Genomic DNA, 18,051 nt, shown 5'->3' on the forward strand with positions numbered 1-18,051 from the left:
TAAAGTCTGGACTGCCAGGCTGATATTCTTCCCTCCAATGCTTTGGGATGGTGCAATCCCCTCCGGGAACACCCATTTGAATGATCAAAACACTAAGTTTGGAGTCTGGTATGAATTTTCCGCTCGTTATTAACGTAGTGGTTTTTGTTGTCCTTCTTTTGCTTCTGGCGCAAACCCGTCACAAGCAATGGAGTCTTGCAAAAAAAGTATTACTTGGCCTTGCCATCGGCGTCGTATTCGGCCTGGCGCTGCAGTTTATTTACGGTTCGGATGATCCGGTACTGAAAACCTCAATTACCTGGTTCAACATTGTCGGTAACGGCTACGTCCAGTTGCTGCAAATGATCGTTATGCCACTGGTCTTCGTCTCAATTTTAAGTGCTGTCGCGAAATTACATAACGCGTCGTCACTGGGCAAAATCAGTTTCCTGACCATTGGTACTCTGCTTTTTACCACGCTTATCGCTTCACTCGTCGGTATTTTTGTCACCGGATTATTCGGTCTGACGGCTGATGGCCTGGTGCAAGGCACGCAAGAAACCGCGCGTCTGACCGCCATTCAGTCAAACTATGTCGGTAAAGTCGCTGATCTGAGTGTCCCTCAACTGATCCTTTCCTTTATTCCTAAGAACCCGTTTGCCGATCTGACCGGTGCAAGCCCGACTTCCATCATCAGCGTGGTCATCTTCGCGGCCTTTGTTGGCGTTGCGGCACTCCAGCTGGTTAAAGATGATGCAGAGAAAGGCCCGCGCGTATTGGCCTTTATCGATACACTGCAAGCCTGGGTCATGAAGCTGGTTCGCCTGGTGATGAAACTGACGCCATACGGCGTACTGGCATTGATGACCAAAGTCGTTGCTGGTTCTAACATCCAGGACATCATCAAACTGGGCAGCTTCGTTGTCGCCTCCTACCTGGGTCTGGCGATTATGTTTGTTATCCATGCTGTATTGCTGTCTTTCACCGGCGTCAATCCGGCGAAATTCTTCCGCAAAGTATGGCCGGTGCTGACATTTGCGTTCACCAGCCGTTCCAGTGCCGCAACCATACCGCTGAGCGTTGAAGCACAAACGCGTCGCCTGGGCATCCCTGAATCGATTGCCAGCTTTGCTGCCTCCTTTGGCGCAACTATCGGCCAGAACGGCTGTGCAGGTTTATATCCAACCATGCTGGCCGTTATGGTTGCACCAACCGTAGGCATCAACCCGTTTGATCCGGTCTGGATTGCAACCCTGGTGGGTATCGTGACGCTGAGCTCTGCCGGTGTAGCAGGGGTCGGCGGTGGCGCAACGTTTGCTGCACTGATCGTACTGCCCGCAATGGGTCTTCCGGTCACGCTGGTCGCGCTGTTGATTTCCGTCGAGCCCCTGATCGATATGGGCCGTACTGCCCTGAATGTCAGTGGTTCAATGACGGCGGGAACAATCACCAGCCAACTACTGAAGCAGACGGACAAAGCCGTGATGGACTCTGAAGAAACTGCCGAACTGGCTCACCGCTGATTCCGGTTAGCTCAAAGCAAAAAACCGAAGCCAGATAGCTTCGGTTTTTTTATGTCTGCAGTGTTTTTGCAAGGATTCAGAACGGGTAGTCGTGAAAACCAATCTGCTCAGAGATGTTGCGCGCGGCGGTATGCAGCATTTCGACGTAATGACTTTTGCTTTCTTCGGAGAAACGTATCGTCGGGAAAGAAATACTCAGACCGGCAATCACCACACCAAAACGGTCAAACACGGGAACGGCTATGCAGCGAAGCCCTTGTTCCTGCTCTTCGTTATCTTCGCCATAACCCTGCTCGCGCACCTGATCAAGTGCAGTCTGCAAATCGGCGGCGTTCATAATGGTATTTTCTGTACTGCGGGTAAATTCAATTTCCTGCAATAGCGAACTGACTTCTGCTTTGTCTCCCCAGGCCAACAACACTTTACCAATGGCGGTTGTATGCAAAGGATTACGGCGTCCAATGCGTGAGTGCATACGCAGGTTGTACATGGAATCAATTTTGTGGATGTAGACAATGCCATCCTCATCCAGAGCGCCAAGGTGGATCGTCTCGCGCGTCAGGCGGGACAATTCACGCATCTGAATATCTGCGCTGCGGATAAGATCCACGTTTTGCAGTGCTTTCGCCCCTAATTCAAACAATTTGAGGGTCAGCGAATATTTCTCGGATTCCCCTTCCTGTGCAACATAACCCAGTGACTTCATGGTCTGAAGGAAGCGATAGACCGTACTTTTAGACATCATCACGCGCTGAGAAAGTTCAGTAATACCAATCTCACGCTCTTCGCCCAATGCCTGCAAAATGCCAAAGACCTTCAGGACAGAGGAAACGGAATCGGGTTGCTTATCAAGATCTGCGATAGCCATAGGGTGAGTTACCTGCTCGCGTTGTTTTCGTTTCAAAAAAAATAGAACGTAGTTTTTATTATAGTGGAAAGCATCTCTGTGAAGCAATCAACCCAATGATTGATAATGTAAGAACTGTTAAGCCAGTTTCATTCCCAGCATATTGATAAAAAATTCATTACATCGTGTGACAATTGTCACTTTAAGTTGATTAGCGTAGTAATATTCCCCTCTCTGATGACTACGCACTGACAGAACTCATGACTCCAACACCTGCGGACGGGCTTCCTGTTCCACAACGATACGGCGCGATCCTGGCGATCGCACTGGGAATTACCGTCTCTGTACTCGATGGCGCTATCGCTTACGTAGCACTCCCCACCATAGCCAATGATTTCCATGCCAGTCCTGCAACATCCATTTGGGTCGTGAATGCCTATCAGCTGGCAATCACCATCTCGTTGCTTTCACTGGCTTCATTGGGCGATATCTTTGGCTACCGCCGGATTTATCAAACCGGCCTGTTGGTCTTTAGCATCACATCCCTATTCTGCGCCCTCTCAGATTCATTACTGACACTGACTGTTGCACGGGTGCTGCAAGGCTTTGGGGCTGCCGCAATAATGAGTGTCAACACGGCGCTGATACGGATAATCTACCCGCAGCGTTTCTTAGGAAGAGGTGTGGGGATTAACGCCCTGATCGTTGCAGTCTCTGCGGCCGCGGGGCCGACGATCGCCGCCGGTATTCTCTCCGTTGCCTCATGGCAATGGCTATTCGCCATCAATGTACCTATCGGCATTGTCGCTTTGATTCTCGGTCTGAAATTTTTACCCGCCAACTCGACTCGCAGTCAGGGACAGCGCTTTGATGTCACCAGCAGCGTGATGAATGCTCTGACCTTTGGCCTGCTTATCAGTGCAATAAGTGGTTTTGCACAAGGTCTGAATCACACATTGATTTTGGGCGAAATCATCGCGCTACTGGTCATCGGCTGGTTTTTTGTCCGCCGTCAACTCTCCCAGCCTTTCCCGCTGTTGCCGATCGATTTATTGCGAATCCCCATTTTCAGTATGTCATTGGGCACTTCGCTATGTTCTTTCAGTGCCCAGATGCTCGCATTCGTTTCCCTGCCCTTCTTCCTGCAAAATACATTAGGCCTGAATTCAGTAGAAACAGGGCTTCTGCTCACACCGTGGCCACTGGCAACGATGGTTATGGCACCGATTGCCGGTCGTCTGGTCGAACGTTTTCACCCAGGGATGCTGGGCGGAATAGGATTGATTGTCTTTTCATTCGGGCTGTTTTCGCTCTCACTGTTGCCGCCAGAACCTTCGCATCTGAACATTATCTGGCGCATGTTGCTGTGCGGTGCAGGTTTTGGTTTATTCCAGTCGCCGAACAATCATACCATCATCAGTTCCGCACCGCGCAACCGCAGCGGTGGTGCCAGCGGATTACTGGGAACTGCACGCCTTTTAGGCCAGACGACCGGTGCAGCAATGGTTGCCCTGATGTTTAACCTGTTCCCGTCACACGGGACGCACGCTTCGTTAATTCTGGCTGGGACACTCGCCGGTACGGGCGCACTGGTCAGCCTGATGAGAATGACGCAAAAAACCAGCAGCCAGAAAGAAGCTGAGGGTTCTAAACCGTAGGTTCCGGAAAGCAAAATGCCTGGCATAAGCCAGGCATTTTTTTACACATAAACGAGCGGGCATTTATTTGATGTACTGACCGCTACGCAGCGCTTCAATACGTTTGTCCAGCGGCGGGTGAGACATAAACAGCTCACTGAAAGACTTCGATTTACCGTTGATACAAAATGCCATCATGCTGCCAGCTTCCTGCGGCTCATGGCTGGTTTTCAGACGCTGCAACGCTGCAATCATTTTTTCACGCCCTACCAGTTTCGCCGAACCGGCATCCGCGTAGAACTCACGGTGGCGCGAGAACCACATGGTGATAATGCTCGCCAGAATACCAAAGACCAGTTCCAGTACCGTTGCTACCGCAAAGTAGATCATCGGATTGCCGTTGCTTTCTTCTCCGTCACGGTTTCCGGAAAGGAAACCAGAAGCCACCTGCGCGATGATACGTGAAATGAAGATCACGAAGGTGTTCACGATCCCCTGAATCAGCGTCATGGTCACCATATCGCCGTTAGCAATGTGGCTGATTTCGTGGGCGATAACCGCTTCGGCTTCATCCTGATTCATGCTTTGCAGCAAACCCGTGCTCACCGCAACCAGCGAGGCGTCGCGACGCGCGCCGGTTGCGAAAGCATTAATATCTGGCGCGTGATAAATCGCGACCTGCGGCATGGCAATGCCTGCCTGCTGAGACTGGCGACGAACCGTTTCCATCAACCAGCGCTCAGTTTCATTTCGTGGTTGCTCAATAACTTCACCACCCACCGAACGCAACGCCATCCACTTCGACATCAGCAACGAGACAAAAGCACCACCGAAGCCAAACAGCCCGGCCATGATCATCAGCCCCGGCACGCTGCTGGACTGGATGCCCGTCAGGCTTAACACCAGCCCAAAGACCAGCATGACCGCCAGGTTAGTCAGCAGGAACAACGCTATACGCATCATAAAATTTTACTTCCTCATTGTTACTTCGTTGTTATTGGTTGAGTCACACCACCGGCACATAGCCTGCCCGGCTGTACTGATCCTATGGGCTTCTTGCCCAGATTCAAGAGTTCCTGCCCGCTAAAGGTCTAAAATCACAATACTTTACATTTTGAAGCGTTTTATTTCACAACCACCGCTGAAATTTATGGGATTTCTACGCCCCGGCGAGCTTCCCGGCTCGTTTTGGCGCATAAAAAAAGCGCACCGGAGTGCGCTTCTTCATCTGATCACCGGGTGAAGGATTACTTCGCCGCGGCCTGATCGCCCTGAGCTTTTTCCAAACTGCCCAAATCAACGGCAATATGGTCAGCTTCATCAAGATACGGATCCGGAGCCACATAGTCTTTCGGCAAATCGTCGAGAGATTTTAGTGGCTTCTTACCTTCACGTTTGAAGCGTTCATTCAGGCGGCTCAGACGTAATGCATCATCCTCTTTATCCTCTTTATCACGCTGAGCGTAATTCAGAGAAGCGATGTTGCGTTTGTCTTTCAGCGCCTTATAACGGGCGATATCTTGCTGGATATACTGGAACTCAGGATCCTGCGCAATACGGGCTTCGTGTTCTTTCAACAATTCAGGCAGGAAGGGCTTCATATCGCCTAATTTGGTGTAAGTTGCCGCGTTAATGCTATCCCACGGAAGTGCGTTATCTTCGAACTTCTCGCCAGTTTCAATCGACTCAATACCGGTTGGCATCAGAATATCCGGGGTAACCCCTTTACGCTGAGTACTGCCGCCATTGATACGATAAAACTTCTGGATAGTGTATTGCACGGAACCCAGAGCTGGCCATTCAGGGCGCAACATCTGGTCATAAATACGGTTCAGAGAACGATATTGCTGAACAGTACCTTTACCGAAGGTAGGTTCACCCACAATCAGCGCACGGCCGTAATCCTGCATAGCTGCTGCAAAGATTTCAGAGGCTGAGGCACTAAAGCGGTCAACCAGAACGACCAGAGGGCCTTTGTAGTAAACGACGCCATCGGTGTCACTGTCCTGACGGATGCGACCATTGTTATCACGCACCTGAACCACCGGGCCGCTTGGGATAAACAAACCAGACAGGGAAACCGCCTCAGTCAGTGCACCACCACCGTTAGTCCGGAGATCAATCACTAAGCTGTTTACGTTCTGCTTAGCCATTTTCTGCAACTGGACTTTAACGTCATCTGTCAGCCCCACATAAAAACCTGGGATATCCATCACAGCGACTTTCTGAGCACCAACATTTTTGATGGTCATTTTAACTGCGCGATCTTCCAGACGGATTTTCTCGCGTGTCAGCGTTATCACATGGTTTTTGGCATTTTTGCCAGCAGGCAGGATCTGCAGGCGCACTTTACTGCCTTTAGGCCCTTTGATGAGGGCGACAACGTCATCAAGACGCCAGCCAATCACATCAACAATAGGTGTTTGCTTACCGGCCTGAACCTGGCCCACACCCACAATACGATCGCCGACCGCAATGGCTTTACTTTTGGCCGCCGGGCCGCCAGCTACCATCGAGTTGATGACAGTATAATCGTCGTCACCTTGCAATACGGCACCGATACCTTCCAGAGACAGGCTCATTTCGGTATTGAACTGCTCGGTGCTGCGAGGTGAGAGATAATTGGTGTGCGGGTCGATTTCATGCGCGAAGGCATTCATCACCAGTTGGAAAACATCTTCGCTGTTGCTTTGAGTCAGGCGTTTCATTGCAAAATGATAACGCTTGGACAATACATCACGAATTTCCTGATCGTTCTTGCCCGTCAGCTTGAGGTTCAGCTCGTCATATTTGACTTTTGCATCCCACAATTTATCCAGCTCAGCACGATCTTTCGGCCACGGAGCTTTACTGCGGTCAAGTTCAATGGTGTCGTTGCCCGTGAAATCCATCGGGCGCTCAAGCACTTTCAGCGCATAGTCATAACGTTCAAAGCGGCGTTTTTGAGCCAGATTGAATAAAGCATAAGGCGTGGTTAACTGACCGGTTTTCAGTTCCTCACCCAAGGTTGCACGTTTATCTGCAAACTGTGCCACATCGGAAGCCATCAGTACGTTATGGCCATAATCGAGCATGTTGAGGTAACGGTCGAAGATTTTCGCTGAGAAATCTGCATTAAGGTCGAACTGACGATAATGTGAACGGGTAAAGCGCGCCGTGACACGCTCGCTTACCGTTGCATCTTGCGGATCTTGCGTTAAATTAGGGAGTTGAGCGAGAGTCACCGGTGCACTCTCGTTCGCTGCAAAGCTGGTATTAACCAGCCCTGCCCCTGCCATTAACAGACCCGCGATAACGCTTAATCTGACAAATTTGTTCATGCCTGAGTTGGCCTCCGTATCAGAACTGCAAGTGTTCTGCGCGCACAATCATCGCCAGACCCGAAGAGAGCTGAACGCGTACACCGTCTTTGGCAATTTCCAATACGGTTGCATCCATCGCACTCTGACCTGCCCTGACTTTGATTTCCTGGCCAATTTGCAGTTTTGAAATGTCTGTTACTGGCACCTGACGCGGTTCACGTTTTTCCTCACGCGGTGGGCGAGGTGTACGTGGTTTGCGATTTTCCTGACCAGCCACAGCTGCTGCGGGCGCATTTTCACGACGCGGCGCAGGTTTTTTAGCGGACGGACGTGGACGACGTGGCTCAGTGGTTTCACCGGCTTCACGACGTTTAGCCTGTTGTTCTGCACGTTGTGCCTGAACGCGGGCTTTCGCTTCTTCCAACTGTTTACGGGCATGTTCAACGTGCTGCTCTTCGAGAACGCCACATGAGTTACCATCAAGGTCAACGCGTTCAGCGCCAACTTTAACGCCATACAGATAGCGCCAGCTTGAGGTATACAGACGCAGAGCAGAGCGTAACTGAGTTTTACTCAGATTCTCTTCACCTTGCACGCGCTCGACCAAATCCGCAAAGATACCGATCTTTAATGGGCGTGCTTCGCCTTCGGCGGTAAAACAGAGCGGGAACCGCTCAGCCAAAAAGGCGATGACTTCTTTACTACTGTTCAACTTAGGTTGATTTTCCATGAAATTTCCTGATTACAACGGGTTTGCCAACCGGCGCAGGCATGAACAGGCGCCATTATAATGACGCCATTATTAAATGCCACGTTATCCGACGATCAACTTACGATCAGATTGACATATTTTTCAGCATCGCAGTTTTCGAGATGCTTGCAAAGCCCGCTGACTAACTCTGTCAGCCCCTGTTCATCGGCTTCATCGAAGCGCTGATAAACGGTGCTATCAATGTCTAATACGCCGATAACTGTGCCTTTCACCGTGACGGGAAGGACAATTTCGGCATTGCTTGCAGCGTCACAAGCGATGTGGCCCGGGAAGGCATGAACATCACCGACACGCTGTACGGCATTTTCCGCAACTGCGGTACCGCAAACGCCTTTTCCTACAGGAATACGCACGCAGGCAATTTTACCCTGGAATGGCCCCAGCACCAGCGATGTGCCATCCATCAGATAAAAACCTACCCAGTTGACGCCATCGAGGCGTTCAAAAAGTAAGGCACTGGCGTTCGACAGAGTTGCAATAAAATTGTGCTCTCCGGCGATCAACGCGCTCAAATCACGTTTTAATTCCGTGTAGAATGCTTCTTTATTCATGTAGTAACCAATAATAACCTAAGGGCACTGAGCCATTCTGTTGTGCTTAACCTCTATAAAATAAGCATTAAATGCCCATATGAACAAGGTTAATCCTGTGTGACATCAAAAAGACTCACCTACAATAACTGTTTGCCGACTGCATAATACGTTATTTTGTCAAAAAAACCTGGCTGATCTTGGCCTCATGGCTTCGCCTGCCCCCTTACGGGGAAGTGTAATTGTAACAACAGATATTCTTTACTATCCAGGCACTATGAAAATACACACAATTTCAGCTCAGATACCACAGACTCGCTACCAAAGATGCAGCGAATGCGACACCCTGTTCACACTTCCAGCGCTGCAGCGTACACAGACCGCACACTGCCCACGTTGTAACGCTAAAGTGGAAAAAGGCCGGGTTTGTTCCTTACCACGGCTGATCACCATTGCCATCAGCATATTGCTGTTGATGCCTTTCGCCTATACAGAGCCACTGATCAGTATTCGCCTTCTCGGCACGCGTATTGACGCCAGTCTGCTGGAAGGAATCTGGCAAATGTCGCGTCAGGGCGATCCGGTCACCGCCAGCATGGTGGCGTTTTGTACCATCGGAGCTCCGCTGACGCTGGCTATTTCCATTCTTTACCTGCATTTTGGCAGCAAACTTGGCATGAACCTCAAACCCGTCTTGCTGATGCTCGACCGCCTGAAAGACTGGGTAATGCTCGATATCTATCTGATTGGTATGGCCGTTGCCAGTATTAAAGTCAAAGAATATGCCGATATCAATGTCGGCATTGCGCTGGCAGCCTATCTGATGATGACGCTCATGGTCACACTGACGATGATTAACCTGAATATCGAACAGCTATGGGAAGAGTTTTATCCGCAGCGCCCGCCGAAAGGTGTTCCCTCTTCCTTGCGTTTGTGTCTGGCATGTAAATTCACCGGGCAACCGGATGATCGGGGACGCTGCCCCCGCTGCCATGTTCCCATGCGTTTGCGCTATAAACACAGCCTGCAAAAAACCTGGGCGGCTCTGATCGCGGCAATCGTATTTTTAATCCCGGCTAACCTGCTGCCTATTTCAATCATTTACGCTAACGGGCAACAACTGAAGGACACGATTTTTTCCGGCGTTGTGTCACTCGCCACATCAGGAAATATGCCAATTGCCGCGATTGTATTCATTGCCAGCGTACTGGTGCCTTTCACGAAAATTATCGTCATGCTGACGTTGCTGCTCAGCATCCATCTAAGAGCGATTCAGGGAATGAAAACGCGCATCCGTTTACTCCGGCTGATCACCTGGATAGGACGCTGGTCGATGCTGGATTTGTTTGTTATTTCATTAATGATGTCGCTGGTAAACCGCGACCAGCTTTTGTCTTTTACAATGGGACCGGCCGCCTTTTATTTTGGCTCTGCCGTAATTCTGACCATTCTTGCCGTTGAATGGCTTGATAGCCGCTTGATTTGGGATGCACATGCAACAGGAAACGCCGAATACACCGACTGAAGCACGGATAAAATACAGGCGCCGGATTTCACCTTTCTGGCTTCTGCCCTTTATCGCTTTACTGATCGCAGGATGGTTGATTTATAGCAACTATCAGGAACGCGGGACTACCGTCACTATTGATTTCCAATCAGCGGCAGGCATTGTTGCAGGCCGTACACCGGTGCGCTATCAGGGGGTTGAGGTCGGAACAGTAGAATCCATCAGCCTGAGCAAAGATCTGCGCACGATTCAGGTTAAAGTGAGCATCAAAAGTGATCTATCCGATGCGCTACGTGAGGGCACGCAATTTTGGCTGGTCACGCCGAAAGCCTCTCTTGCCGGCGTTTCAGGCCTGGATGCCCTGGTCGGCGGTAACTATATCGGGATGATGCCCGGCCCCGGCAGTGAAAAAGATCACTTTGTCGCCCTCGATACTCAGCCCAAATTCCGTCTGAATACGGGTGAACTGATGGTGCATCTGCACGCGAAAGACCTCGGTTCTTTGGGCACGGGGTCTCTGGTGTATTACCGTAAGATTCCTATCGGTAAGGTTTATGATTACGACATTGAAAGTGGGAATGAAGGTGTCACGATCGATTTACTGATCGACAAACGCTTTGCTTCTCTGGTCAAAGATAATACGCGTTTCTGGAACGTCTCGGGGTTTAAAGGCAATTTCAGTCTTAGCGGTGCAAAAGTTGAAATGGAAAGCCTGGCTGCACTGGTTAACGGTGCGATCTCAATGGACTCGCCGAATGACGGGCATCAGGCTAAAGCCGACCAGGCCTATATCCTTTACCCTGATCTGGCTCAAAGCCAGCGCGGTGTAGAAATCGACCTCGACTTGCCAAACGGTAATGGTTTATCAGAAGGCCAAACGCCACTGATGTATCAGGGTCTGCAGGTCGGCACGCTGACAAAAATAACCTTACAGCCTGATAACAAAGTCACCGGAAAACTGACCGTCGACCCTTCCGTGCTGGACATGATGCGCACCGGTACGCGTATTGAAATGAATAGCCCGAAACTCAGCCTGAATAATGCCAATATTAGCCAGTTGCTGACCGGCAATACGCTGGAACTGATCCCCGGCGATGGCGATGCTCAAAAGCATTTCACCGTTCTCGGCAGCGATCAGCGTTTGCTTCAGGACCCGGGCACCCGCAAAATTCAGCTGGTCGCGCCGCAAAGCTACGGGATTGATGCAGGCCAGCCAATTAAGTTGTATGGCATTACCGTCGGCCAGATTATTGACCGTACACTGACGGATGAAGGCATCTTATTTAATGTCGCAATTAAGCCGGAATACAAGAACTTACTGCGCAAAGACAGCAAGTTTGTGGTGAACAGCCGTGTTGATGTGAAGCTGGGTATCGACGGTATGGAAGTGCTCGGTGCCAGCGCGCAGGAATGGGTCGATGGCGGCATCCGCGTTATTCCGGGCACAAAAGGCGAAGCACTCCAGAAATATCCGTTGTACAGCAACGCGGAAAAAGCCGCTGAAGGCATTCAGGGCGACCAGCCGGGCGCTACGCTCACATTGACCGCAAAAAGCTTGCCGGACATCCAGCCTGGTTCTGTCGTACTTTACCGTAAGTTCCAGGTAGGTCAGATAGTCAACGTCCGTCCTAAAGCAAACGAGTTTGAAGTCGATGTGTACATCCAACCGCAGTACCGGAACCTGCTGACAGAGAAAAGCATTTTCTGGGCGGAAGGCGGGGCCAAAGTCCAGTTGAACGGCAGCGGCCTGACGGTGCAGGCATCACCGTTGGACCGTGCACTTAAAGGCGCAATCAGCTTCGATAATCTGGAAGGTGTCACCACCAGCAAAGGGGTGAAACGCATTTTGTATGATTCAGAGACCTCTGCGCGGGCAGTCGGTAGCCAGATCACACTCAACACATATGATGCCAGTAAGCTCTCTGCGGGAATGCCAATCCGTTATCTCGGTATCACCATCGGGCAGGTGGAATCCCTGAAATTAGACTCTCAGCTTAACCAGGTATCGGCCAAAGCCGTTCTGTATCCGGAATATGTGGATGATTTTGCCCGACGTGGTACGCGATTCTCCATCGTATCGCCTGAGATTTCTGCAGGTGGTGTAAGTAATCTGGACACACTTTTGCAGCCATACATCAATGTCGAAGCCGGCAAAGGCGTTCCGGCACGCAACTTTGATTTGCAAGAGTCAACCATTACAGATTCCCGTTATACCGACGGTTTAGGTATTGTGGTCGATGCCGCTGAAGTCGGTTCATTACAAATCGGTACACCGGTGCTGTTCCGGGGTATTGAAGTCGGAACCGTTTCAGGCTTCTATCTCGGTTCAATGGCCGATCGGGTTAACGTGACGCTGAGGATCAGCAAAAAGTACCAATATCTGGTGCGTGAAAACTCCGTATTCTGGCTGGCATCAGGCTATGACCTACAATTCGGTCTGACCGGCGGCGTATTTAAAAGCGGCACATTCCAACAGTTTATCCGCGGTGGGATTGCCTTTGCGACGCCGCCGACCACACCGCTGACACCGAAAGCCGCCAATGGCAACCACTTCCTGCTTAATCCCGAAGCGCCTAAAGACTGGCAAAAATGGGGAACGGCGATCCCAAGAAATTAACAGACTCAGCACTTTCAGAGGCCACCTTCGGGTGGCCTTTTCATTGCACTCAGGCAACGCACACGCCTTCATCTGCATGTAAATATGCTAAACTCCGCGCAGTAAACACCTTCAGTTCTGGAATCTAACTCTTGTCAAATCTCACCTCTGCCAGCGCCTTTGCTGATAAATTACCGGCCGCCTTTCTGAATGCAACTCGCGAAGTCATGCCCGCAGGCCTGAGCATGGACGATTTTATTGCTGCATGTCAGCGCCCCCTTCGCCCCAGCCTGCGCGTAAATACGCTCAAAATCAGTGTGGCTGATTTCCTTACGCTCGCGCAGGGCTATCAGTGGGATTTAGAGCCGATCCCATGGTGTGCGGAAGGATTCTGGATCAGGCGACATTCGCTTGATGAATCCCGCTTAGGCAATGCCCTGTCTCATCTGGCCGGCCTGTTTTATATTCAGGAAGCCAGCTCAATGCTGCCAGTTACGGCATTATTTGCCGGTGGCGTACAGCCGGCACTGGTGATGGACGTCGCGGCTGCACCCGGTTCAAAAACGACTCAGATAGCTGCACTGATGGAAAATCGGGGCGGCATCGTTGCCAACGAATATTCAGCCAGCCGGGTAAAAGTTTTGCATGCAAATATTAGCCGCTGTGGCGTCAGTAACGCAGCGCTTACCCATTTTGACGGAAGGGTATTCGGCGCAGCGCTGCCCGAAACCTTTGATGCTGTACTGCTTGATGCTCCGTGTTCGGGTGAAGGTGTAATCCGTAAAGATCCGGATGCGATGAGTAACTGGTCTGAAGAAAGCGTGGCTGAAATTGCCGCCACCCAGCGGGAACTGATCGAGAGTGCCTTTCATGCGCTTAAACCGGGCGGCGTGCTGGTCTATTCAACCTGTACCCTCAACGCGCAGGAAAATCAGCAGGTTTGCCAGTGGTTGCTGGACACTTATGCCAGCGCTGTGGAAACAGAATCTCTGGAAGATTTATTCGACGGCGCGCATAAAGCGGTAACGCAGGAGGGTTATCTCCACGTATTCCCGCAGGTTTATGACAGCGAAGGGTTCTTTGTTGCCCGTTTTCGCAAAACAGACTCAATCACCCGCCTTCCGGTTCCCGGGTATAAAGTCGGCCGGTTTCCGTTTTCGCCGTTTTCACGTCAGGACAGCGCGGAAATCATCAAAGCAGCCAACGGCTCAGGGCTTTCATGGCCAGAAAAGCAATATACTTTGTGGCAGCGTGATAAAGAGGTCTGGCTGTTTCCTGCAATACTTGAACCTCTGTTTGGCAAAGTGCGTTTTTCTCGGATTGGCATCCGCCTTGCTGAACGTTTCCCAAAAGGTTTTCGCTGGCAGCATGAAGCCGTGGTGGCATTCAGCGTTACTGACGCCAAAAACAGTTTTGAACTCGATGATGAGCTGGCGCAAAACTGGTGGCGAGGGGTCGACATTTATCCTGAAACAGCACCGTTAACGGATGAATGCCTGGTGACATGGCTTAATCAGCCATTGGGATTAGCAAAACGAATTGGAAGCCGGATTAAAAATAGCCTGCCACGCGAACTCGTGAGAGATGGGGCTGCGCGGCACCTTAAGCTGTCGAACGATTAGTGAATTTAATCCTTTTTTCAAATTTCTGTGCCAAAAGAACTTACTGATGGCGCAGAATATTCTATCTATTCTTTATCTGTAGAGATAAAAATTACGTGTAATCCCTATTCAGGCGAATTCTGTACAACTTAGTCTTTAGGTTAAATCTGGGTGACAAAGTGCATAGAACAATTAACTGAAAAGAATTTTATGCTGCATATATCGGATAAGAACTTATATTATCAATAAAGGTTTATTGAATTATAAGTAGGAATAATCCTACCCTGACATGTATTATTGCCATCAAGATAACGTTGCTAGTGATATATCATTTTCAGATATAAATCTTAATGCCTGATGTTGAGTAAAGACCTGCCAGTCGGAGAAGTATCATGTCGGATGAAATGAAACTCGAATCAGCAGATGGACTGCTCTTGCAGCAAATGGCCAGCCTGCGGGATATTATCGATAACAATTCTGACTGGATCTGGGAAGTCGATGCGCAGGGGCGATACGTTTTCTCCTCAAATAAATGCATCGAATTTCTTGGTGTTCCCCCTGAAAAAGTATTAGGCAAAACCCCTTTTGACTTTATGCCTCCTGATGAGGCCCGGCGCGTAGGCGAGCAATTTGCTGCAATCGTTGAACGGCGTGCCCCTTTTGGCGGTTTACTCAACCGTAATATCCGCCCTGATGGCACTGAAGTTATTCTGGAAACCAGCGGGGTTCCACTGTTTGACGCCGACGGTAATTTTCGTGGTTATCGTGGTATTGACCGCAATCTGACCAGCCTCGACCAGGCTCCGGGCCAGCGCCTTTTTCAGCTTGAAAACATTTATTCTAATGCCCCTGTCGGCCTGTGCTTCATTGACTTGCAAATGCGCTATGTCACGGTTAACGATGCAATGGCAAATATTATTAGCCTGCAACCTTATGAAGCAATTGGCCGTAAAATCGGGGTTTTCCTGCCGGGCCTTTCCCCGCTGCTTAACAATGCGCTGGAACTCGCTTTGCGAAATGAAACAACGCCTGACCGCGAATTCTCCCTTCCCGGTAAGAATCAGGTTTTCTTCGTTCGCATCAAAGCAGCCTACGATAGCCAGAGCCAGCTAAGCGGGCTTTCAGTGGCGATGACGGATATTTCCAGTCTTAAGCGAATGGAAAGAGCTTTGCGTGAAAGCCAGGAACACTACCGCAACATGGTTGAACTGAACCCGCAAATCCCCTGGACCGCCGATCCGCGAGGCATGCTTAATGATGTAAGCTCGCGTTTTCAACGTATTACCGGTATGACTCGTCAGGATATCCTGGCTGACAAGTGGATACAAAGCATGCACGTAGAAGACCGCCGGGCTGCGGTTCAGACGTGGGAGCAATGTCTGAAAACAGGCGCGCCACTGGATATTGAAGTCCGGTTTTGCCACGTAGACCGGGGATGGAATTGGATGCGTATTCGCGCTGCGGCCAGCTACGCCACTGATGGTTCCATCCAGCGCTGGTATGGTACCGCTGAAGACGTCCATGAACGCAAGTTGCTGGAGCTAAAACTGGTCAAAGCAAACCGCCGCCTTGAAATTCAGGCCCGGACAGACTCACTGACCAAGCTCCCTAATCGCCGTGAGTTCAAAAAAGTTCTCAGCCACGAATATATGCGTGCAAAGCGTAACCGCACCCCGCTGACAGTGGTGATGATCGACATCGATTATTTTAAACATTTTAATGATCACTATGGCCATCTTTCCGGTGATGCCTGCCTGCGACTGGTTGCACGTACATTGCGTAAATCGCTGAAACGCAGCACCGATGTTGTCACCCGATTCGGTGGCGAAGAGTTTGCCGCAATTTTGCCAGATACGGACCTGAAAGGTGCATGGATAGTGGCGCAACATATTATGGAGTCCATTGAAGCGCTGGGGATCAAACACAGTTTCAGCGAATTTAACCGTGTGACCATCAGTCAGGGTATTGCGACATATCTGCCCGATCAGGATCCCGGGATAGAAGATCAGTCAGATATTGTCAGCGCGGCTGATGAAGCCCTGTATTTATCAAAAAATAACGGTCGCAACCAAATCAACGCAATGCCCATATCGGTAAGATTTAACCAGCTCTAAGCCTGCTCAGGAGCCGTCGCGCCACCCGCTACGCGGCTCCCACTTTTCATCCCCCCCTTTCATGCTTTGTCATCCTTGCTGTCAGCGCATCCTTAAAAATTCAGCTGGCACTTTTTGTGCACTCGACTATTCTCAAATAAGGCAGACCAACTGGTCATACCTGATGTTATTGAAATCACTCGCGTCACTCTGGCAAGGAGTACCTGATGGGAAAATCGAGTATCAGAATTGGCAGTTACGAAATTGACGATGCGCATCTTTCAACACCTGAGGCAAAAGGCGGTGACAAAGTGCATATCCCCTGCAAGTCCGACCCTGATTTATGCATGCAACTGGATGCCTGGGATGACCACACCAGCGTCCCGGCAATAGTCGATGGCCGTCATTCTGTGTTGTACAAGGAAAAGTATGACGAACAGAAAGATGAATGGATCATGCGACTGGAGTAACACAGCATGGCGAACGAGATTATGTTCGCCATGCCGCTTGCGGTCAGTCGGCGTTTATAACCAATGAAATACCCCGGCCAGCAAAAAAACGGGCAAATGTCGCCACCGGCAGCGTGACATCTTGTTGGGTGGATACATCGTGGCCTGACGGGTTGTGGAAGGTTACAAATTGAGAATCCGCCCGGGTGACCAGCACCAGATGCCCACCTTTATGCGGCGGAACAGATTCGGGAAGACGAATAGAGGGATGAACAGACGCAATGAAAAACCGGTGTTGTTCAAGCTGTCTGGCAATATCCTCAGCAGAAATATCCACCCTAACCTGCGCGCTCAGCCCTAATTCCTCACGAACATACTCGACAAAAGGGGCATAAATAAGCCCTTTAATATTTTCCCCCTCACGAATATATGCCCCATACAAGAGACTGCTCCGGGTGAGTTTCAGAATGGGCACAACCTTGCCTGAAACCGCTGCAAGCACCATTTTCAGACAGCACATGCCGCAAACATGGTTTGCCCATTCAACGAACTCCTGCTGAGTTGAGGCACCAGATTGTGGCCACAAAACGATATCACTGAGTTCAAGCTCACCGGCAATAATCCCTGCCGCGCACTCAGGGTCTTCCCACTGGCTGAAATAAGGTATTCCGGAAAAAGTTAGGGACGAACTTTGGCTAACAGACTTCACTGGCATGACATATTCCTGAACGACAGTTCGACAACATCAGGTTGATCATATGCTAAAAATCCTAAGGCCTGAGCTTCTCTGTCAGGCCACAGAAAAAAATTTAGAATTTCTCTACCATTCTGAATTTCATAAGCAACAGCGGCATCGTCGGCTCAAACATATCGTATTCCTCAAAGAAGCGTTGGTGTTCCTTACGCCAGTAAGCCAACGTCCGGTCACCCTCGCCTTCTTCCCATGCATGCTGTTCAGTAACCTGATCAAAAGGAACTTGTTTTACGTCGGTCAGTTGTACGGCGCATACCGGGTTATTGCGGCCATCGACCACCACAAAGATCTCTCCAGGCTCCGGTTCGGGGTCATCATCAAGGTTTGAACAGGTGGCTGTTTTTGTGCCAGCAATCACGCGCTTAGCCAGTTCGTCTGCTGACGACTCAGTATCACCAAACGACCAGCGTTCTGCGTCCCTGTATTTAAGTGGGATCTGCGGAATCATAATTTATCCTTTT

The 18,051-nt window shown here is 50.2% G+C and carries 14 protein-coding genes; 7 read left to right on the plus strand and 7 right to left on the minus strand.

Features of this window, described 5'->3' with window-relative positions; translation table 11 throughout:
- Nucleotides 1-110 precede the first annotated feature (110 nt).
- Nucleotides 111-1,502: an L-cystine transporter gene (locus CWS43_RS11650; protein ID WP_101077111.1), complete on the plus strand. Its 1,392-nt coding sequence runs from the start codon at nucleotides 111-113 to the stop codon at nucleotides 1,500-1,502.
- A gap of 76 nt (nucleotides 1,503-1,578) precedes the next feature.
- On the opposite strand, the gene kdgR is transcribed toward CWS43_RS11650, so the two are convergent.
- The gene (gene kdgR, locus CWS43_RS11655; RefSeq protein ID WP_101077112.1) at nucleotides 1,579-2,370 is read right to left on the minus strand and encodes a DNA-binding transcriptional regulator KdgR; all 792 of its coding nucleotides are present in this window, start codon (nucleotides 2,368-2,370) and stop codon (nucleotides 1,579-1,581) included.
- Between the two features lie 239 nt (nucleotides 2,371-2,609).
- Between kdgR and CWS43_RS11660 the strand changes: the two genes are divergently transcribed.
- Nucleotides 2,610-4,007, plus strand: coding sequence for an MFS transporter (locus CWS43_RS11660; protein WP_101077113.1), 1,398 nt, complete (start codon nucleotides 2,610-2,612; stop codon nucleotides 4,005-4,007).
- Nucleotides 4,008-4,070: 63 nt separating this feature from the next.
- Here CWS43_RS11660 and htpX read toward each other — a convergent pair whose 3' ends face one another.
- The 4 genes from htpX to CWS43_RS11680 form a co-directional block, all read right to left on the minus strand.
- Nucleotides 4,071-4,949: a protease HtpX gene (gene htpX, locus CWS43_RS11665; RefSeq protein WP_101077114.1), complete on the minus strand. Its 879-nt coding sequence runs from the start codon at nucleotides 4,947-4,949 to the stop codon at nucleotides 4,071-4,073.
- Nucleotides 4,950-5,233: 284 nt separating this feature from the next.
- A complete protein-coding gene (gene prc / locus CWS43_RS11670; RefSeq protein ID WP_101077115.1) occupies nucleotides 5,234-7,306 on the minus strand; it encodes a carboxy terminal-processing peptidase in 2,073 nt (690 codons plus the stop codon).
- 19 nt (nucleotides 7,307-7,325) lie between these two features.
- Nucleotides 7,326-8,018: an RNA chaperone ProQ gene (gene proQ, locus CWS43_RS11675; RefSeq protein WP_101077116.1), complete on the minus strand. Its 693-nt coding sequence runs from the start codon at nucleotides 8,016-8,018 to the stop codon at nucleotides 7,326-7,328.
- Nucleotides 8,019-8,113: 95 nt separating this feature from the next.
- Entirely contained in the window at nucleotides 8,114-8,611 is a 498-nt protein-coding gene (locus tag CWS43_RS11680; protein ID WP_101077117.1) for a GAF domain-containing protein, read from the minus strand.
- A 256-nt stretch (nucleotides 8,612-8,867) separates the two neighbouring features.
- Here CWS43_RS11680 and yebS point away from each other — a divergent pair, with 256 nt between their 5' ends.
- The 5 genes from yebS (at nucleotide 8,868) to CWS43_RS11705 (ending at nucleotide 16,857) form a co-directional block, all read left to right on the plus strand.
- Nucleotides 8,868-10,115 carry a membrane integrity lipid transport subunit YebS gene (yebS, locus tag CWS43_RS11685; RefSeq protein WP_101077118.1) on the plus strand — a complete coding sequence of 416 codons (1,248 nt, stop codon included), beginning with the start codon at nucleotides 8,868-8,870 and terminating at the stop codon, nucleotides 10,113-10,115.
- Nucleotides 10,084-12,714: a PqiB family protein gene (locus CWS43_RS11690; protein WP_101077119.1), complete on the plus strand. Its 2,631-nt coding sequence runs from the start codon at nucleotides 10,084-10,086 to the stop codon at nucleotides 12,712-12,714. The genes yebS and CWS43_RS11690 overlap by 32 nt, the downstream gene beginning before the upstream one ends.
- Before the next feature lie 206 nt (nucleotides 12,715-12,920).
- Nucleotides 12,921-14,315, plus strand: a complete 1,395-nt coding sequence (rsmF, locus tag CWS43_RS11695) for a 16S rRNA (cytosine(1407)-C(5))-methyltransferase RsmF (RefSeq protein WP_198555830.1) — start codon at nucleotides 12,921-12,923, stop codon at nucleotides 14,313-14,315.
- Between the two features lie 371 nt (nucleotides 14,316-14,686).
- Nucleotides 14,687-16,408 carry a diguanylate cyclase gene (locus tag CWS43_RS11700; RefSeq protein WP_101077120.1) on the plus strand — a complete coding sequence of 574 codons (1,722 nt, stop codon included), beginning with the start codon at nucleotides 14,687-14,689 and terminating at the stop codon, nucleotides 16,406-16,408.
- Nucleotides 16,409-16,614: 206 nt separating this feature from the next.
- Nucleotides 16,615-16,857 carry a DUF1480 family protein gene (locus tag CWS43_RS11705; RefSeq protein ID WP_101077121.1) on the plus strand — a complete coding sequence of 81 codons (243 nt, stop codon included), beginning with the start codon at nucleotides 16,615-16,617 and terminating at the stop codon, nucleotides 16,855-16,857.
- A 43-nt stretch (nucleotides 16,858-16,900) separates the two neighbouring features.
- On the opposite strand, the gene CWS43_RS11710 is transcribed toward CWS43_RS11705, so the two are convergent.
- Both CWS43_RS11710 and CWS43_RS11715 read right to left on the minus strand, forming a co-directional pair.
- Nucleotides 16,901-17,551 (minus strand): hypothetical protein, encoded by a 651-nt coding sequence (locus CWS43_RS11710; protein ID WP_101077122.1) that lies wholly within the window; start codon nucleotides 17,549-17,551, stop codon nucleotides 16,901-16,903.
- A 94-nt stretch (nucleotides 17,552-17,645) separates the two neighbouring features.
- Nucleotides 17,646-18,038 (minus strand): ASCH domain-containing protein, encoded by a 393-nt coding sequence (locus CWS43_RS11715; protein WP_101077123.1) that lies wholly within the window; start codon nucleotides 18,036-18,038, stop codon nucleotides 17,646-17,648.
- Nucleotides 18,039-18,051 lie beyond the last annotated feature (13 nt).

The sequence above is a fragment of the Rahnella sp. AA genome, from assembly GCF_002834385.1.
Lineage (GTDB): Bacteria > Pseudomonadota > Gammaproteobacteria > Enterobacterales > Enterobacteriaceae > Rahnella.

What these genes read in the sequence shown, in the direction of transcription:
- CWS43_RS11650 (WP_101077111.1), top strand. Translation starts at nt 111, where the DNA reads ATGAATTTTCCGCTCGTTATTAACGTAGTGGTTTTTGTTGTCCTTCTT.
- kdgR (WP_101077112.1), bottom strand. Translation starts at nt 2,370, where the DNA reads ATGGCTATCGCAGATCTTGATAAGCAACCCGATTCCGTTTCCTCTGTC.
- CWS43_RS11660 (WP_101077113.1), top strand. Translation starts at nt 2,610, where the DNA reads ATGACTCCAACACCTGCGGACGGGCTTCCTGTTCCACAACGATACGGC.
- htpX (WP_101077114.1), bottom strand. Translation starts at nt 4,949, where the DNA reads ATGATGCGTATAGCGTTGTTCCTGCTGACTAACCTGGCGGTCATGCTG.
- prc (WP_101077115.1), bottom strand. Translation starts at nt 7,306, where the DNA reads ATGAACAAATTTGTCAGATTAAGCGTTATCGCGGGTCTGTTAATGGCA.
- proQ (WP_101077116.1), bottom strand. Translation starts at nt 8,018, where the DNA reads ATGGAAAATCAACCTAAGTTGAACAGTAGTAAAGAAGTCATCGCCTTT.
- CWS43_RS11680 (WP_101077117.1), bottom strand. Translation starts at nt 8,611, where the DNA reads ATGAATAAAGAAGCATTCTACACGGAATTAAAACGTGATTTGAGCGCG.
- yebS (WP_101077118.1), top strand. Translation starts at nt 8,868, where the DNA reads ATGAAAATACACACAATTTCAGCTCAGATACCACAGACTCGCTACCAA.
- CWS43_RS11690 (WP_101077119.1), top strand. Translation starts at nt 10,084, where the DNA reads ATGCAACAGGAAACGCCGAATACACCGACTGAAGCACGGATAAAATAC.
- rsmF (WP_198555830.1), top strand. Translation starts at nt 12,921, where the DNA reads ATGCCCGCAGGCCTGAGCATGGACGATTTTATTGCTGCATGTCAGCGC.
- CWS43_RS11700 (WP_101077120.1), top strand. Translation starts at nt 14,687, where the DNA reads ATGTCGGATGAAATGAAACTCGAATCAGCAGATGGACTGCTCTTGCAG.
- CWS43_RS11705 (WP_101077121.1), top strand. Translation starts at nt 16,615, where the DNA reads ATGGGAAAATCGAGTATCAGAATTGGCAGTTACGAAATTGACGATGCG.
- CWS43_RS11710 (WP_101077122.1), bottom strand. Translation starts at nt 17,551, where the DNA reads ATGCCAGTGAAGTCTGTTAGCCAAAGTTCGTCCCTAACTTTTTCCGGA.
- CWS43_RS11715 (WP_101077123.1), bottom strand. Translation starts at nt 18,038, where the DNA reads ATGATTCCGCAGATCCCACTTAAATACAGGGACGCAGAACGCTGGTCG.